General features: G+C 50.5%; 14 protein-coding genes. 13 read left to right on the top strand and 1 reads right to left on the bottom strand.

Annotation, left to right across the window (positions count from 1 at the left end; all coding sequences use genetic code 11):
* From AB1611_01845 to AB1611_01835, 3 genes are all read left to right on the top strand, one after another.
* Positions 1 to 458 (top strand): hypothetical protein (locus AB1611_01845; GenBank protein ID MEW6378329.1); only part of this gene is annotated, 458 nt, incomplete at its 5' end.
* A gap of 115 nt (positions 459 to 573) precedes the next feature.
* Positions 574 to 1,887, top strand: coding sequence for a cohesin domain-containing protein (locus tag AB1611_01840; protein ID MEW6378328.1), 1,314 nt, complete (start codon positions 574 to 576; stop codon positions 1,885 to 1,887).
* A 427-nt stretch (positions 1,888 to 2,314) separates the two neighbouring features.
* Positions 2,315 to 3,775: an alkaline phosphatase family protein gene (locus tag AB1611_01835; protein ID MEW6378327.1), complete on the top strand. Its 1,461-nt coding sequence runs from the start codon at positions 2,315 to 2,317 to the stop codon at positions 3,773 to 3,775.
* Between the two features lie 251 nt (positions 3,776 to 4,026).
* Here the strand turns inward: AB1611_01835 and AB1611_01830 are convergent, their stop codons facing one another.
* Entirely contained in the window at positions 4,027 to 4,593 is a 567-nt protein-coding gene (locus AB1611_01830; protein MEW6378326.1) for a Uma2 family endonuclease, read from the bottom strand.
* Positions 4,594 to 5,157: 564 nt separating this feature from the next.
* Here AB1611_01830 and AB1611_01825 point away from each other — a divergent pair.
* From AB1611_01825 to AB1611_01780, 10 genes are all read left to right on the top strand, one after another.
* The gene (locus tag AB1611_01825) at positions 5,158 to 5,814 is read left to right on the top strand and encodes a histidine phosphatase family protein (protein MEW6378325.1); all 657 of its coding nucleotides are present in this window, start codon (positions 5,158 to 5,160) and stop codon (positions 5,812 to 5,814) included.
* A 67-nt stretch (positions 5,815 to 5,881) separates the two neighbouring features.
* A complete protein-coding gene (locus tag AB1611_01820; protein ID MEW6378324.1) occupies positions 5,882 to 7,234 on the top strand; it encodes an efflux RND transporter periplasmic adaptor subunit in 1,353 nt (450 codons plus the stop codon).
* 20 nt (positions 7,235 to 7,254) lie between these two features.
* Positions 7,255 to 7,908: an ABC transporter ATP-binding protein gene (locus AB1611_01815; GenBank protein MEW6378323.1), complete on the top strand. Its 654-nt coding sequence runs from the start codon at positions 7,255 to 7,257 to the stop codon at positions 7,906 to 7,908.
* A 13-nt stretch (positions 7,909 to 7,921) separates the two neighbouring features.
* Complete coding sequence (locus AB1611_01810; GenBank protein ID MEW6378322.1) at positions 7,922 to 9,130, top strand: ABC transporter permease; 1,209 nt, start codon at positions 7,922 to 7,924, stop codon at positions 9,128 to 9,130.
* 28 nt (positions 9,131 to 9,158) lie between these two features.
* A complete protein-coding gene (locus AB1611_01805) occupies positions 9,159 to 10,880 on the top strand; it encodes a TolC family protein (protein MEW6378321.1) in 1,722 nt (573 codons plus the stop codon).
* 202 nt (positions 10,881 to 11,082) lie between these two features.
* Positions 11,083 to 12,633: a tetratricopeptide repeat protein gene (locus tag AB1611_01800; protein MEW6378320.1), complete on the top strand. Its 1,551-nt coding sequence runs from the start codon at positions 11,083 to 11,085 to the stop codon at positions 12,631 to 12,633.
* 173 nt (positions 12,634 to 12,806) lie between these two features.
* Positions 12,807 to 15,809, top strand: a complete 3,003-nt coding sequence (locus AB1611_01795) for a tetratricopeptide repeat protein (GenBank protein ID MEW6378319.1) — start codon at positions 12,807 to 12,809, stop codon at positions 15,807 to 15,809.
* Positions 15,810 to 15,849: 40 nt separating this feature from the next.
* Positions 15,850 to 16,491: a MotA/TolQ/ExbB proton channel family protein gene (locus tag AB1611_01790; GenBank protein ID MEW6378318.1), complete on the top strand. Its 642-nt coding sequence runs from the start codon at positions 15,850 to 15,852 to the stop codon at positions 16,489 to 16,491.
* A 13-nt stretch (positions 16,492 to 16,504) separates the two neighbouring features.
* Positions 16,505 to 16,918 carry a biopolymer transporter ExbD gene (locus AB1611_01785; protein ID MEW6378317.1) on the top strand — a complete coding sequence of 138 codons (414 nt, stop codon included), beginning with the start codon at positions 16,505 to 16,507 and terminating at the stop codon, positions 16,916 to 16,918.
* A 41-nt stretch (positions 16,919 to 16,959) separates the two neighbouring features.
* On the top strand, positions 16,960 to 17,796 hold the full coding sequence (locus AB1611_01780) for an energy transducer TonB (GenBank protein ID MEW6378316.1): 837 nt from the start codon (positions 16,960 to 16,962) through the stop codon (positions 17,794 to 17,796).
* Positions 17,797 to 17,800: the final 4 nt, after the last annotated feature.

The following is a 17,800-nucleotide window of genomic DNA, read 5'->3' as shown; positions in this document are numbered from 1 at the left end:
TGGCTTCCGCTATTCACGATATCAATATAGCTGGATACGATCCCAATGTTCCTTTGGATGATAATGCTGGAGTCGGTGGAATAGACATAGCCAATGCTCTGCAAGTCATTGATAATGGATTAAGCAGTCATTATACATTTACTGCTGAGGACCTTCCTTACGATAAATACTTTTATGCTAATCAAGGGCAGAAAGTGAGAGCTGTAATTCGATGGGATTCTAAAGCCTATAACACCGATGAGCCCCCAGTTCATTGGGATGACAGACTAGAAGCTAACTTGAATTTGATAGCCTATGATCCTAATGGAAATTATATAACGGGATCATTTAGTTACGATAACAATTATGAAATCTTGGCATTTACTGCAAATACAACCGGTAATTATAGGGTTCGAATTGAAGAGTTAAGGTTTGATGGAAGCGAGGAATATGTAGGTCTTGCTATATGTAAGTATTAGGCTTACACATTATTAATGGTTATGACGAGAGGCTTTGCATCTTTACACCTGCTAGACAGCAAAGCCTCTCGGTATTATCGGTATTATATATAGTCTACTTGATTGGGAGGCTATCATGTATAGTAAAAGACTTATAAAAGCTTTGGTTGCAGAAGTAATAGTCATAGCCGCAGTTATCGGCTTGAATTTTAGGTGCTTAATGGCACAGTCCAATCCTGAAGGGAATATTTATCTGTATGATGAAACCTTAGATAGACGTTTCAAAGAGGAGCTCAAACTGTATACCCCAACTATTTGGGAAAACATTAAGGAGCTTGAAGAAGTAGAGCTTGTCACTTCAGAAAAAGCTTATTCAGTAGTGATCCTCATGCATCCATATACTGAAGGAGCGTTTGATCTTAACACTGCTGAATGGGTAGTGGTGGTATCATCCATTCCTGAAATAGAAGAAGAAGTAAAAATAACCATCGTTAGACTGGATTATCGATCATTTGATTTAAAGAGAATCGATAAGTTTACCTATCCAGTGGAAAAAGAGCTCAACTTGGAAGAAGTTATTCCTCTTATGGAAGAGGAGTTACGGTTAAATTATCTTCTTGCTCCTCTCGAGGCGTGCCTTGACCCTGTTATTGACCCTGATGTTGATCGTGGTTGTTCAGTTCATAAGGAGGATGTGCAGCTTTTAGGTGGAAATTATATTTGTTCAAGTTCTATTGGTGATTTTTATGGAAAAATATTCATAAATAAATATGCAGGAAAGACCATATTTTTTGCATCTACAGCGTGGATGGGAACAGGAGGGGTAATAATTCCTCCCTGCACCCCTGCTACACATGAAAGAAACATTTACATTAAAGGGATAGGGACCACAGGAAAAATCGGCAAAGAGGTCCGGATTCCGGTCAGGATTGAAAATACACCTTGTGAGGTACATTCCTTTGATTTTGAAGTTACCTATGATCCAGATACCTTTGAGTATACAGGAATGGAACAAGGAGAGCTGGCAGAATCTTTTGCAGCGATTGAGGCTTATTCGATTGATTCGGCCAGACTCAGAATAGGGGGACAAACTGATGGGCAGGGTATTTCTCAAGGTGCAAGTGGTTATCTGGTTTGGCTGAAGTTCAAACTCAAAAGTGTGAAGGAAGGTGCCGCTTATCTTTTTAAACTGGAGAACCTCGGGAGTGATATAGCTAATTTTTCAAAGACAGGAGGGATCTTCTGTATGAGGTGCAATGAGGGAGATGTTAATGGGGATGGCTTTATTACTCCCGGAGATGCTCTGCTTGCTTTTAAATGCTATCTTGGAACCGGCCCTTGTCTTGAGTGCTCTGACCTTAATAGGGATGGCGTAATTAGTCCGGAGGATGCTCACCGCATTTTTCTGCGCTATATTCGGTCGAGGCCCTGTTTAGGAATCTGGAAGTAATTGAGGATCGTCGGAGGGAGTGCATCTTTCCGCCCAAAGTCTGGGGTTCGTGCCTTGAATCGTGAATGTATCTCCCAAGCTCATAATTCAAGGCATGACCCAGTTTTCACTCGATTGGGAGACTACCATGCATAGTAAAAGATTTTTAAGAGCTTTGTTTGCAGAAGTAATAGTCATATCATCTCCTCTTTTAGTGGTTACTACTCCATTTTACCTCTGAAAGAGGAGATTTTTTATTCCCTATAAAACTGACAGGTAGCTAGCCCTCCATGCTTAAGTAAACTATACTTTTGAAAATATGCAATTTCCATAATTAGAATTGCTGGGGTCCCCCCTCCCGGTCATTGATGCCGATATCATTACTATGTTATAGTCAATCCTGAAGTGCCATTATTCTTTTAATCCCATCATAACAAGGAGACAAGCAATGCCTTATCAATCTCACCCGGCTCACCCGGCCCGCCATGCCCACCCTGCCCGCCAGGGGAAAAAGGTGGTGGTAATCGGACTGGATTGTGCTGCCCCGCAACTGGTTTTCGACCAGTGGAAGGATGACCTGCCCAATATCCGCGCCCTGATAGACAAGGGAATTTATGGCCCCATGAGAAGTACCGTTCCAGCCATAACCTGCCCGGCATGGATGTCCATGATGACCAGTAAGTGTCCCGGCACTCTTGGCTTCTACGGATTCCGCAACCGGGCTGATTACTCGTATTCCAAAATGGTCATGTGCAATTCAACCACGGTCAAGGAGCCTACGTTGTGGGACATGCTCGGTGAGGCGGGCAAAAAATCCATTCTGCTCGGCATTCCTCAGACCTATCCGATTCGCCCCATCAATGGCTGCATGGTATCCTGCTTTCTCACTCCGGATACTAGCTGTCAGTATACCCATCCCAAGACCCTGAAGACCGAGATCGAGCTGGTGACCGGCGGTTATATTATTGATGTGGAAAACTTTCGCACCAACGATAAAGAAAAACTGCTCAACCAGATTTACGAGATGACTGAAAAACGGTTCAAAGCTGCCCGCTACCTTCTGAGGCAGAAGGAGTGGGACTTTTTCATGATGGTTGAAATGGGCGTGGACCGGATTCATCATGGATTCTGGAAATTCATCGATCCGCAGCACCGCCAGTTTGAACCGGGAAATCCCTTCGAGCAGTCCATCAGGAAATACTACCAGTATATCGATGAGCGTATCGGTGAGCTTCTCTCTTTCCTCGACGATCAGACCGCAGTCATGATAGTCTCGGATCATGGCGCAAAGAAGATGGAAGGTGGAATCGCCATCAACGAGTGGCTCCAGCGGGAAGGATATCTTACGCTCAAGGAGCAGCCGTCCACGGTCATTCGCTTCGACCAGGCAAAGGTTGACTGGTCCAAAACCAAATGCTGGGGAGAAGGCGGCTATTATGGACGCCTCTTTCTGAACGTCCAGGGACGGGAGCCGGAAGGGGTGATTCCGCCGCAGGATTACGAGAAAGTGCGGGATGAGCTTATAGCCAGGCTGGAAGCTCTGACCGATGAACAGGGAAACGACATCGGGACCAGGGTGTTCAAGCCGCAGGAAATTTATCCGAAGGTCAACGGCATCGCCCCTGACCTGATCGTTTATTTTGGCAACCTGGACTGGCGATCGGTGGGCAGTGTGGGACTTCCCGCCATTCATACCTTCGAGAACGACACCGGCCCGGACGATGCCAATCATGCCCAGGAGGGAATATTCATTTTGCATGATCCGGATTACCAGGGTCCTCCAGTGAAAAACCCCGGCTATTTCGACATCCTGGAAGTAACTCCCACTATCCTCCATATCATGGGGGTAGAGCCTCCTGCTGACCTTGAAGGCACAATCATTTCCTCCTACGATTATCAGCTCTGTTGAGGGCTTTATACCTTGTGAGGGCTTTGCACGCTGCGCAATCAATAGGCGGCCGGTTATTCCCCGCCCCTCTCCCCCTTTAAGGGGCAATGCTATTCGCAGGGTAGCATTTTTCTCCCTCGCCCCTCTGGGGAGAGGGTCGGGGTGAGGGGCGTTACTGGTGGGGGAGACCTTAACTGAATAAAATTGCCTCAAAAGAGGGGAGAGGGAGACAGGGCCGCAGGCAAGTACAGGTTGGTGATACCAGCTAACAGCTATATGAAAAGCTCTTTCAGGCTTATTTTCAGCCCGGGCAAAAGAGGTGATTCGAAAATCTCATCAAAGGTATAGATGGCCGTGGATGGCTTCCTTTGGGATGAGCTGAAGTCATGGAGGGTGATTTGCTTTTCCTGTGGATCGATAAGCCAGTATTCCCTTACCCCGAATTTCTTGTACAACTTGGCTTTAATCACTGTATCCTTGTGTTGTGATGAGGGAGAGAGGATTTCAACGACAATATCCGGAGCACCCTGGATATTTTTCTCCGTCAGGATAAGCTTTCGCTCTTTGGAGACGAAGATAAGATCGGGCTGAACGATATCGGTATCAGATAAGACCACATCAAAGGGGGCATAATACACCAGGCCAAGATCGTTTTTTTTGACAAATTCCCAGAGAATGAACCCCAAATCTCTTAATATATCCTGATGGATTCTATCTGGTGATGGTGCCAAACTAACCTCCCCATCGATAATCTCATACCTTTTATCTTCCGGAAAATGAAGATAATCCTCATAGGTGAATTTGGTATCCAGATGCAGAGCAGTATCTCGTGTTTTCATGCATCCATTCTCCTATCATCAAGGGACAATCATGGCCCCCTGCTATTTGCCTTATCGTGCTAGAGACTAAAACCTTTATTCCAAGGATATAAAAAAAAGAGAGCAGTGTCAAGCTCACAATCCAGGGCAATCGCATGGAGAGTATTTGATATGTTGTAATTTTTGGTGATATGGTTATTATAATTATTTACTGCCGGACACTTTTATGAAAAAATAGAGAGGCTTCTGCCGTCATTCCCGCGAAGCCTGTCCCCGCAGCTTTTAGTATTGCAACGAGACTTTTTCCTTTTCCCTCACATAAGAGGAGTTGGTTAGAGGACTCCGTTGGTTTTATTCACCCCCACCTCACCTCCCCCTTGAGGGGGGAGGTGAGGTGGGGGTGATGTATTATGGCAATTCCTCTATCACCACAGAAAAGTCTTGATGTAGTGTAGTGTTAAGCAGGGAGCGGAAATCCATATCTTGATAGAGAACGAGAAAAAATATATTCTCGCCCTGGCGATAAAATTCACATTTAACCGAAAAGGTAACATTACCTTTTCTGGAGAAGAAAGGTGACCAGCAATGTTAAGAATCCTTGTTATCCGTCATGGAGAAACCTCCTGGAACAAAGAAAAGATTTTTCGAGGCCGGGTAGATATCAGCCTCAGTGAAACCGGACGTCAGCAGGTCAGTCTTTTGGGACGAAGGCTTCGCGGGCAGCCGATTCAGGGCATCTATACCAGCCCCCTCAAGCGGGCTGTCGAGACGGCCCTGGCTGTTCAGGGAGAACAGTCAGAATCTCCCCCGATCATGCAGGAGGATATGCTGATCGACATCGATTACGGATCATGGGAGAAGAAGGGGCACATTCAAGTCCAGCAGGAGTATCCGGACCTGTATCAGGAGTGGCTTGAGGCCCCGCATATGGTTCATATTCCGGATGGCGAGAGCCTGTCCTCGGTTCGACAGCGCGTTGAAACCTTCCTGGACAGGCTGATTATCCAGCATGACCAGACAGAGAACCAGGCCCCGCTTGTCCTTGTTTCCCACAGGGTCGTCATCAAGATGCTGTTTTGCGCCGTCCTCGGCCTGGACAATTCGCATTTCTGGCAGATCAGGCAGGACACTGCGGCCCTGTCCATGCTGGATTATCAATCAGGAAAATTTATCCTGACCGGCTTGAACGATACCTGCCACCTTGATGAGCTGCGGGACAGGATGAGCAGGGATGATTTTTAAAATGCCATGATTTCTCACTAATAAGATGCTTTCCTGAATAATTTTGGGCTGTATGGGAGGTCAAGCTATGAAGCGCTGGATTATCCTTATTATCCTGGTTCTCCTGGTGTCTGTGGTCATCATACGGTTAAGAACCCTGTCCTCACAGGGAGAAGAGAAGGAGAAAGAGTTTGCCATAGCTCAAATCAAACGGGGGGCCATTCAGGTAAGCGTTGCCTGCACGGGGAAGGTGGTTTCCAACCAGGATGTGGAAATCAAATCAAAGGCCAGTGGAGAGGTGAAGAAGCTCCCCTTTGATGTCAGCGACTTCGTCCGTGCCTCTGATCTTCTGGTGGAACTGGATCCCACGGATGAGCAGCGGAATCTGGAAAAAGCCCAGGCCGCCCTGGAAGCGGCCACCTCCCAGCTCAACAATGCCAGGCAGGATCTGGCTATTGCCGAAAATCAACTGGTAACCACCAAACTGAATATTCAGGCCGAGATATCCTCCGCCAGGGCTACCTGGGAAGATGCGGAAAACAAAGCCAAACGGGAGGAGCAGCTTTTTCAGAAAAAACTGTCGAGCCAGGAGGAGCTGGATACCCGCAAAGCCGAGGCCGTGCGGGCCAAAGCCGCCCACGAAAAAGCCCTGGTCAAGCAGGAAGAATTCAAGACCCAGGAAATGGAGATCGAGCTCAGGCGGCATGCTGTCCAGCTCGAGGAGAGCCGGGTCCGGGCCGCCAGGGTGGATCTTGAAATCGCCAGGCAGCGTCTTCAGGATACGCGGATACTTTCGCCCGTGAACGGGACCGTGACCGCCAGGAATGTGCAGATCGGCCAGATCATCTCATCAGGAATCAACAATATCGGCGGCGGGACCACGATTCTGACCCTGTCGGACCTTTCCCGGATTTTTGTCATAGCCTCGGTTGACGAGAGTGACATCGGCAAGGTCAAACTGCGTCAGAAAGCAAAGATTACCGTGGATTCCTACCCGGATGTGCACTTTGACGGCCAGGTGGTTCAAATCGCCACCCGGGGAGTCAATATCAGCAATGTTGTGACCTTTGACGTCAAGATCGAGGTTCTGGGAAAGAATAAATCCCTCCTGAAGCCGGAGATGACGGCCAATGTCCAGATTGTTTCACGAGAAAAAGCCAATGTGGTGCTGGTTCCGGACGATGCGGTCGAGTTTTCATCCGAAGGCCCGAAAGTCCAGGTAGTTTTACCTGACGGAAGGATTGAAACCCGGTCCCTTACCCTGGGGCTTGACAACGGCGGAACAGCCGAAGTAATCAGCGGCCTGGAGGAAGGGGAAGAAGTCCGCCTGATTTCAGGGCAGGTTCACAGCAAATGGTCAAATACCGGAAGGCAAAAGGATGCGGACCAGGAAGAAAAAAGGCCCCTTTTGGGTCTGAGAAGAGGTTCGGGGGGGGAGTAGGATAGTAAGCGAGGTCTTTCATGCTGGTGGTTGATGAAGTTACCAAAAAATACCGGATGGGCGAGCAGGAAATCCTGGCCCTCAACAGGGTTTCTCTCACGGTGGAAAAATCCGAAATGCTGGCCATCGTGGGTGCTTCGGGGAGCGGGAAATCCACGCTCATGCATATTCTCGGCTGCCTGGACCACCCTGACTCCGGCCGCTATTTTCTCAATGGCAAGGATGTATCAAGGTTTGGGAAGGATGAGCTGGCTAAAATCCGAAACCGCGAAATAGGCTTTGTTTTTCAAACCTTTAATCTTCTTCCCCGCATGAGCGCCCTGGAAAACGTGGAGCTTCCGCTCCTCTATTCCGGACATCCGGCGGCCAAGATGGAAGCTGCCAGGGCACTTGAGCAGGTCGGCCTGACTTCCCGCATGCACCATGAGCCGAACCAGCTCTCCGGCGGACAGCGGCAGCGGGTGGCCATTGCCCGGGCTCTGGTAACCAATCCGTCCATAATTCTGGCCGATGAGCCCACGGGTAATCTGGACAGCAAGTCCAGTGAAGAGATCATGGCGGTTTTGCAGTACCTCAACAAGGAGGGGCGGACAATTATCATTGTCACCCATGAACAGGAAATTGCCCAAAAATGCCAGCGCCAGATCCGCATCCGCGATGGCCAGATCATGTAAGGAGAACCAAAGAATGCTGCTGTGGACCCTGATCAAGGTTTCCATCAAAAGCCTGTGGGCCAATAAGATGCGCTCTTTTCTGGCAACCCTTGGCATCATCATCGGCGTGGGGGCGGTAATTGCCATGCTGGCCCTTGGAGAAGGGGCCAAGCGGCAGATTACCCAGAAGGTTTCCTCCCTGGGGAGCAATCTGATGATCCTGCGGCCCGGCCAAAAAGGGAGCCGCGGCGTCCAGAACAGCTCCTACGACACGCTCAGGCTGGAAGACGCTGAGGCCATACTGCACAAGGTTCCTGATGTTCTGCATCTTTCACCCGTACTCCGGGGCAGTGCTCAGGTAAAATACCTGAACCAGAACACCCGCGTGCCGATAACCGGCGCGGCGGTGACCTATTTCCCGATCCGAAACTTTACCCTCCAGAAGGGGAGGATTTTCGATGAAACCGAAACCAGAGAACAGGCCAGAGTAGCTGTTATCGGCTCCCAGACCGCCGACGACCTGTTCGGAAAACGCGACCTCATCGGCAAGATAGTCAAGGTGAACGGCCTGAATTTCAAGATCATCGGAGTTCTCAGCGTTAAGGGTGACGAGGGATGGTACAATCCGGACAATCAGCTCATCATTCCCTATACTACGGCCATGAAGCAGCTCTTCGGGCTTGATTACCTGGGAGGCATCGATCTTCAGATCAAAAAGGGAGTCGATCCTGAGAAAGCGAAGGAGAAAATCACGGCCGTGATGAGGTATCAGCACCGGATCCCGGCGGATATGCCCCTCGACTTCACCCTGCAGAGCCAGGCCGAGGTTCTGGACACGCTCAACTCCATCACCATGGCCCTGACCCTTTTGCTTGGCGGGATTGCCAGCATCTCCCTGCTGGTAGGAGGAATCGGGATCATGAACATCATGCTGGTCACGGTGACCGAAAGAACACGGGAAATCGGCATCCGCAAGGCACTGGGGGCCCGCAACCGCGATATCCTGCGGCAGTTTCTCTTCGAGTCCACCCTGATCAGCCTCATCGGTGGAGGAATCGGCATCGCACTTGGCACCGGGGCCTGCTATCTGATCGATGCTCTTTTTTCCTTTTCTACCTTTATCCAGCCGGTCTATGTAATAATCGCTTTTTCCTTTTCCGCAGCCGTCGGAACTTTTTTCGGCTTTTATCCGGCTATGCGGGCCGCCAAACAGGACCCGATCGAGGCTTTACGATATGAGTAACCCCCTGTATCCACGCAAAGGAGAACCTATGAAGATCAGCCCGCTTGTTATCTGGTTACTTCTATCCCTGCTGCCAGTCTTTTTCATTCCGGAGGCCAGGGCACAAGAGCCTCCACGGACAACCCGGGAGCTTTCGGAACCTGACCGGGAGCCTTCGGAATCGGAGGAGGATATACCAGCCGAAGAACCGGGACCCTCCGGCCCGCAGGAGTTGTCTTTCACGCTGGAAGATGCAATCTTACTGGCTTTAAACCGCAACCGGGACCTCAAGGTCCAGATCGTCAATCCCAAGATTGCCGAGACCGCGGTCGAAGAACGGAAAGCCCCGTTTGACTTTTCGCCGTTCATTAAACTGCAGGCTGAACAAACCACGGATGAAACCAGCCTCAACCGGAAGGATATCCGCAAAAATGTCCGCGATGAATACCCCAATATGCCGGATGACATATTCGAGCAATACTATGATGAGTACTTTGGCGATGTACAGAAGGCGACCCTCGATAAGGAGACGCAATCGTATGGAGGAGTTCTGGGATTTTCCAAACTCTTTTCGACCGGCACCAAGCTGGAATTCGACCTGGGAAGCCAATATTCCGATGAAGAAAAAAATCAGTTGATCAGGAAAACGGATTCACCCAACGAAAAATCATCGACATCATCCACCCGCTATTCCACCTCCGCCAGCATGACTCTGACCCAGCCTCTTCTCCAGGGGGTGGGGAGAAAGGTCAATCTCTCACTCGTCCGTCAGGCGGAATTCGATCAGCAGATTTCCGCCTATGAGCTGCAACAATACATCATCGAACTGGTGGCCAGGGTTCAGAAAAATTACTGGGATCTGGTGCTGGCCAAAGAGACCCTGAATATCCGGGAAAAATCTCTGGAATTATCCGAGCGACAGATGGATGAAACCCAGGAGAGGATCAGACTGGGAAAACAGGCCGAATCAGAGCTTATCTTTGCCCAGGCCGAAGTGGCTGCCGAAAAGGGAAAGGTCATCGATGCCAAAAGCGCACTCTCCCAGCGGACCCTCGATTTTCTCCGCCTCCTCAACCCTGATGTTGATACCCTCTGGGACCGGAAGGTCAGCCTCACCACACCTCCCGCTCCCATTGACCGGGAAACCGGCAATGTTCAGGAGCACGTGGCCACGGCATTCCGGTCTCGGCCCGACCTTGCACAGGCCTATCTCAATCTCCAGAAAGGGGATCTTGAAGTGGTGCGGACCCGAAACGGGCTCCTTCCCCGGCTGGATTTTTTCATCACCCTGAAAAACATGGCCTCCGGCCCGGAATTTCCTCAATCCATCAGTGAATTCGATGACTCCGACTATATTGTCGGTCTGAACCTGTCACGGCCCCTTGAAAATACCCAGGCCAAAGCTCAGTCCCGCAGGGCCGGCTTAAGCCGCCTCAAATACCTGGAAAGCATCGAGAACTTGAAACAGATTATCCAGGTCGAGGTCCGCAAGGCAATTGGGGAAATCGAGCGCTGCCGGGAACAGATTTTCGCCCTGCAGGCCAATCGCAGCAAACAGGAAGAAAAACTGAAGGTCGAACAGGAAAAATTCCGGGTAGGCAGGTCCACAAACCTGCTGGTCTTTCAGGCCCAGCGGGATCTCACCGAAGCCCGGGTCCGCGAGGTCACGGCTATTATCGATCAGATCGAAGCCTTTATCGATCTCCAGATTTGCGAAGGGACCCTGCTGCAGCAATGGTCCATAGAAACAATTTCTCCGCTCCTCAGGTAGAGCGGGCTCTCTCATGTTAGAGCGGTTCTTAATTGCTCTCGCCCATTTTATCTTATCTTCTTTCCCCAGTAGTTGAGAATTGTATCAGAGCGGAATGTCGGTTCTATCACTGCTGCCTGATAAAATTGAATTTCTCAGCAAAGTATGTTAAACTGAGGAGCATAGTTCTTTACCGATGGAAATACATAAACTTAAAGTTATTATGCCCAGGTTATCACCCAATGGAGTGCCCGGCACAGTACCAGGTATACTGCTTATGACCGATCAGAAAGCTCTCCTCGTATCTGTGTGCTCTGTGCTGCTGGCTGGTATGGTGTTTCTTCAATCCGCACGGATATCCTCTGCTCAGGGCACTGATGAGAATAGTCTGTATGCGGTTGCCCTTGGCGCGTATAAGGATGGGTTCCATGATTTGGCTATTGACCAGTTTTCCCAATTGCTGCGGCTGTATCCCAACTCGCCCAAGGTTCCCTATGCTCAGTTTCGGATTGCAGAGTCGTATTTCAAGCAAAAAAATTACGAACAGTCTCTCACCTGGTATCAAAAACTGCTCGATCAGTATCCAGACAAGAGCGACCTGCTGGACAAAGCCCTGTACCGGCTGGGCCAACTGTATTTTTTCAAAAAAGATTATGAGAAGGCGGACAGCTTTTACCAGAAGCTGCTCGGCCAGTGTCCCGGCAGCAGGCTGGCTGGCGATGCCCTGTTCTGGTCAGCGGAGTCGAACAGTCAGGCTGGAAAATGGAAGGAGGCAAGCCAATCTTACCGGCAATTCCTCAACAATTACCCGAATCACAGCCATGCTGCCGATGCAGCCTATGGCCTGGGGTCGGCTTATCTGAAATTGCAGGATGAGGGGCAGGCATTGAAAGCCTTTCAGGAATTGACTACCAGGTATCCACAAAATAAACAACAAGTTGCCAAAGCCTGGTTGAATATGGCGGATGTTGAATATCGATCGGGGAATTACGGTAAGGCGGCTCAGAATTACCAGAAAGTTGTGCATGATTATCCCGATTCCCCCGATATCCGGCTGGCCCTGTATGGAGCGGGGCTGTCATTTTACCAGGCTCAGCAGTTTCCAAAAGCCCTGGAGATGTACCAGCAGTTTCTGGAGAAATATCCGAAGGATGATTTGGCGGAAACGGCAGCCTTTCAAAGCGGATTCATGGAGTTTAAGCTGGAAAAATATTCCCTGGCCGCCGGCAGACTGGAGGCATTTATCCACAGCTATGGGAAAAGCATGTACTTGCCTGAAGCCTGGTATTATCTTGCCCTCAGCAATCAGAAACTGGGAAAGCAGGATCTGGCCGGGCAGCAGTTGAACCGCATTGTCAGAGAATTTAAAAGTAATCCGATCGCTGACAGTGCGTGGCTTCAACTGGGGGCCATTTCCTATCAGTCCCGGCAGTTTCCTCAGGCTGTCAGGGCTTACGAAAGCGCCTCAGGATCAGCCGACCGGAATGTGGCCGCGGAGGCCCTTTACTGGCTGGGAGAGTCCTGGGCGAGCCAGAAAAATTACGATAAGGCTGTTCAAATTTTATTGCAGATTCCCCGGCAATATGATGGGATCGCACATTGGGCGGTTATGGCGCAAATGAGGGCAGCGGGAATTTACGAGCATCGCGGAGAGCTTAACAAGGCATTGGAGCTTTACGAGAAGGTGGCCAAGAGTAAAAGTGAAAATCAGCTCAGGCCCACCGCCCTCCAGAGGATTGAAAAATTGCGGTCTCAAATCAAAGGAAGTCCTTAAACTTATATCGCTTGCTTGTTTTCTTCAGACAGTCATTGTCTTTGTGAAGGGAGGATGAGTAACCCTTGAAGCGGATAACACACCAGGGGCTGTGCCCCGCACAGAAAAGCTTATCGGTAAGGTTCTGGATTTTGGTATCATGCTGGGCGATAATCTGCTGGATTCACCCCTCATTGGTTCGAGCTACCGATGGTGAGACCAAACCGGGGATTACCCTGCCGGAAGTGGTGGTCACGGGGGATTATCAATTAAAATTCAAAGAGGATAAAACCAGCTTGCAGATGCCGGCCATGTCGGCCCTGGGAGTCAAGGATGTTCCCAGCGAAGCGGCCAAGGCAGGTATCGCGCCGGTCATCGGTGCGGAAGAAAAAATGAAACCCGCGATCAAGCCCAAGTTTGGCTGCCTCTTTGGTATGCCGTGCGGCGGAGCCTTTTCCCGGACTGTCCTGCGGGACAATGGCTATTATGAGTACGGAAAGCATGAATATTCCCGGGGGAATTACCGGCAGGCCGCATCAGCCTTTGAAAAGCTGATTAAAAAATACCCGAACAGCCCTTACAAAGGGATGGCGGCTTACTGGGCAGGAGAATCCTACTTTAACCTGAAAGAGATGGATAAGGCCATTTCCTCCTATCAGCGGGTCATTGCCCGCTCCGTCCAGTCGCAGTATGCTGACTATGCTTTTTACTCCCTGGGGTGGATTTACGCTCAAAGGGGAGAGTTCCAGGCATCCAGCCAGCATCTTCAATCCGTAATCAATCTGTTCGGGTTAAGCCCCCTGCGGGAAAAAGCCTATTATCTTCTGGCCGCAGATCTCTATCACCTCGGAAAATACCGGGATTCTGCCCGCAACTATCAGCAGTTGATCCGGGAATTTCCCCAGAGCCCTTTTCTCTCTCAATGCATCTTCTGGCAGGCGGAGTGTTTTTTCAACCTCAATGAATTTGAAACCAGTGAAAAGCTCTATACGGAATTTCTTTCCAAATATCCCTCCCACAGCCTGGCGGAATCTGCCCTGTATGGCCTGGCCTGGATCAGCTTCAAGACCTCCCGGTTTCAGGATTCTCTTGACCGGCTCAAGGTTCTGCGGGAAAAATACCCGAACAGCAGCCTGATCTCTCAGGTCCTGTTTCGCCAGGGGCGATGTTACTTCATGCTGGAAGATTACCCGCAGGCACAAAAAGCCTACGAGCAGCTTTTGGCCGACTATCCCACGTCTCCCGTTTACAATCAGGCACTCTTCGGGGTTGCCTGGTCCCTGTTTAAGACCGGGGAGTACCAGGCAGCTTCCGGGAAGCTCAAAACCCTGCTGGACCGTCAGGGGATCGAAGAGCCCCTGCGGATCTCCGGGATTTTCATGCTGGCCGAAACCTGTTATAATCAAAAGCAGTACGCGGAAGCCGCAACCTGGTATAACAAATTAACTCCGCCTGCGGCTTCGAACGAGTACACGGAAACTGCCTATTTCCGGTCAGGAACCTGTTCCATTCTCCTTGAGCAGTATGCCAGGGCTATTGTGGACCTGCAAAAATTACTCAATGAATATCCGGGCACCAGTCTGGCCGATCAGGCGATTTACTGGATCGGGGAATCCTATTTCCGCCAGGGGAATTACCAGGCGGCCATTCGCAGTTATTCACAGCTCCTGGACGAGTATCCGGAAGGCAAATGGAGCGCCCCGGCACAGCATGGGATCGGCTGGGCCTATTACCGGCTGGAAGACTGGACCCAGGCGGCCAGAGAGTTTTCCCGGATGGCCACGAGTTTCCCGGACAGCCAGCTTGTACCGGATGCCCTTTTCCGCCAGGCTGAATGTCTGCATAACCTGAAAGAATATGCCAAGTCCCAGAAATGCCTCGAAGAACTGATGGCCAGATTCCCCACATCATCGCTCATCGATACAGCCGCTTTCCGCTATGCCCTGACCTATTCCCGGATGGGCGAGACGAAGGAAGCGATCAGGCAATTCCGCCGGATGCTCACCAAGTTTCCTCAGAGCGATTTACGGGACCAGACGCAGTATTACATCGGGCTGACCTTTTTCCAGGACAGTAAATTCCAGGAGGCCATGAAGGAATTTCAGATCCTTCTGCGGGATTACCCAAAGAGCCGTTTTATCGAGCAGGCGCAGATCAGAATAGCCGATTGCCTCTATAACCTCGGACAATATGCACCGGCCCTTTCGCGCTATCAGGAGCTGAGTGCAAAACTTGGCAATACTTCGGTGGGAATCGAGGCTGAATACGGGACGATCCTCTGCTACGACCGGCTGGGAATGATTGATCAGTATTTGGACACATCCAAGAATTTCATCGAGAAATATAAAGATAACCCGATCAGTGAGCAACTGCAGTTCCAGATTGGCGAAACGCTTTTCACCCGGGGAAATCTTCCGGAAGCCATTCAAAATTACCAGACTCTGGTCCAGAAGTTCCCCAAAGGAAAACTGCTGGATGAGGCCATGTACAAGGTTGCCTCAATCCATCTCCAGGCGGGTGAGCATGAGCGGGCTATTGAGGAATTTATCAAACTCATCGAGATGTCTCCGCAAACCACACGGGCAATGGATATTCACCTTGGCCTGGCCAGGGCATACTTTGCTCTGGACCAGTTTCAAAAAACCATTGCAGAGTGCGATGCTGTTTTGAAATTTGAAAAACCCGAGGTTCTCCTCCATGAGGCACTGTACTACCGGGGAGCATCCAATGAGAAACTGGGAAATCAGGCTGAAGCCAGGGAGAATTACCTTCGGTTGGCTGAGAAATTTCCCGAAGGCCCCTTCTTTCACGAGGTCCAGTTCAAACTCGGCCAGGCCTTTTTCAGCGAAGCCCACTACGAGGATGCAGCACGCGCCTTCAGTGATTCTGCCAAATCCCCGAACAAGGAAATGAGGCTTAATTCCCTGTTCCATCTCGGAGAGGCGAAAACCCAGTTGAGAAATTATTCACAGGCCATCGCCGATTACCTGAAAATCCCCTACCTCTATCCTGACGAGGAAGAGTGGAAAATCAAGGTTTACTACCGGGTAGGGGAGCTCTATGAGCGGCAGGGAAACAGCGAACAGGCAAAGAGTGCCTATCAGAAGGTAGTCAAGGGTGCCCGGGATGCTGAATTACAGAAGGAAGCCATCCGAAGGATCAGCGTGCTCTCTGCATCGAAGAAGAAAAAGAAATAGCATATTTTTACCATATATGATATAAACCAAGGAGGAAGGCATGATTGACTATATTATTAAGGGAGGATGGGTAATGGTTCCTATCCTCTTCTGCTCGGTGCTGGGTTTGGCTATTGTACTTGAACGGCTTTATAGTCTGCGGGAGTCGAGGATCCATCCCCCTGAGTTTGTCAGCAAAATAAAAAAACTGCTCCATGAGGGCAAGATGAATGAGGCTATTGCCATTTGCGGCAACAGTTCCTTTGCCATCTCGAAAATTATCGAGGCAGGAATCATAAAGATCCATGCCTCACGCGATGAGATTAAGGAGGCCATCGAGCATGCGGGCAAAAGGGAATCGACAAAATTGCAAAAACACCTCGCTCCCCTGTCCACCGTGGCCACGGTCGCTCCGCTGCTCGGACTTTTGGGGACCGTAACCGGAATGATCAAGGCATTTGAGGTAGTGGCAACCATCGGAGTCGGCCATCCCAAAGACCTGGCTGGCGGAGTCGGCGAGGCGTTGATTACCACTGCCGCGGGTCTGATCATTGGCATCCCTGCGCTGGTTGCCCATAACTACTTCTCCAAGAAAGCCCACGGATACATCTCGGATATGGAAAATACCTCCATGGAGCTTCTTGATATTCTGAAAAAAGAAGAGAGCCCAAAAAGCTTTGCCCACCGGGATGCCTTGAGGTGAAAGGGGAAGAACAATGAATTTTTCGAATGACTACGACGGTGGATCCAAACTGGATATCAATCTCACTCCCCTGATCGATGTGACTTTGCAGCTGGTAATCTTCTTTATGATTACCACTTCCTTTATGGCCCAGACCGGCATCGATGTCAGGCTCCCCAAGGCCAGCACCAAGGACCTGCAACAGGAAAAGGAACTGGTGGCCACCATCACCAGGGAGAAAAAAATTTACCTGAACGAAGATATGGTTTCTCTGGCCGAGTTGCCCGACCGGCTGATCAAGGCCCGAAGTCAGGGAAGCAAGTCCGTCCTGATCGTCAAGGCAGATGAGGTTGTCCCCCACGGACTGGTTGTTTCGGTTATGGACATAGCCAAAAAGTCGGGCATTGAAACCCTGGCTATCGCCACCAGGCCGGAGGATGAAAAATGATGATAATAATAAATACCTTTGACGACGAATAACTGGTCCCTATGATGGAGAATAGAAGCTTACCCACATTTATAGCTGTCTCTCTCCTGATGCATGCACTCCTTATCTATCTGATACCGAAATTCAGGCCGATAAGCCCGGAAGAGCGGATCGGCGGATCACCCTGTACTCAGGTCCATCTCATTCAGACCGCACTCTCGCCGGTTCAGAAGAAAAAAGCCCGACCGCAGGCTCAGGGGGATGTTCCTGCCCCTGAAATTGACCCGAAGCTCCTGGAGCGGATGAAAGCTGTCCGGGATGTTCAGATGCCTTCCTTTGCGCCCCCACCCCGGCCGCAGCGGAAAGAATCGCCCCCCCTGCCCCATGCAGACAAAACCCTGGAGGATGAAGTGATCGATCAGACCCTGGCAGATGAGATGGCCAGCCAGCCCAAACAGCTCCCGGCAGCAGCGCCCCAGCCGCCGCCAAAACCGGTTGAGGATGCGGTCAAAAAGGAAGAGAGCCTGCCAAAGCCAGTGCCGGAGGAAGTGGACTTTGGCGATGAGGAGGCAGCGGAAGAAGTGGCCAAAGAGACCCTCTTCTCTTCAGCCAGCGCTGATATTGAATGGTCGGGAAAGCCCCGCCGCATCCTGTATAAACCACCCTATCCTCCACGCTATCCGGAAGGCTATCAGGGCCAGACACAGGGCCGGATTCGGCTGAAATTCTGGGTAGACAGCCAGGGGTCTGTCGTCCGGGTGGTGCCGATGCAGAAACTGGACCCCCGGCTGGATGTAGTGGCTACGGAGTATTTACGCAAGTATCGGTTTGAGCCGGTGAGCAAAGGAAGGGGCGATCTGGAATGGGGGATTATCCCCTTCAGCTTCCGCCTTGAGTGATACG

The organism is bacterium (assembly GCA_040755755.1).
Classification (GTDB): domain Bacteria; phylum SZUA-182; class SZUA-182; order DTGQ01; family DTGQ01; genus DTGQ01.
This window is presented reverse-complemented; position numbering and strand designations above follow the sequence as displayed.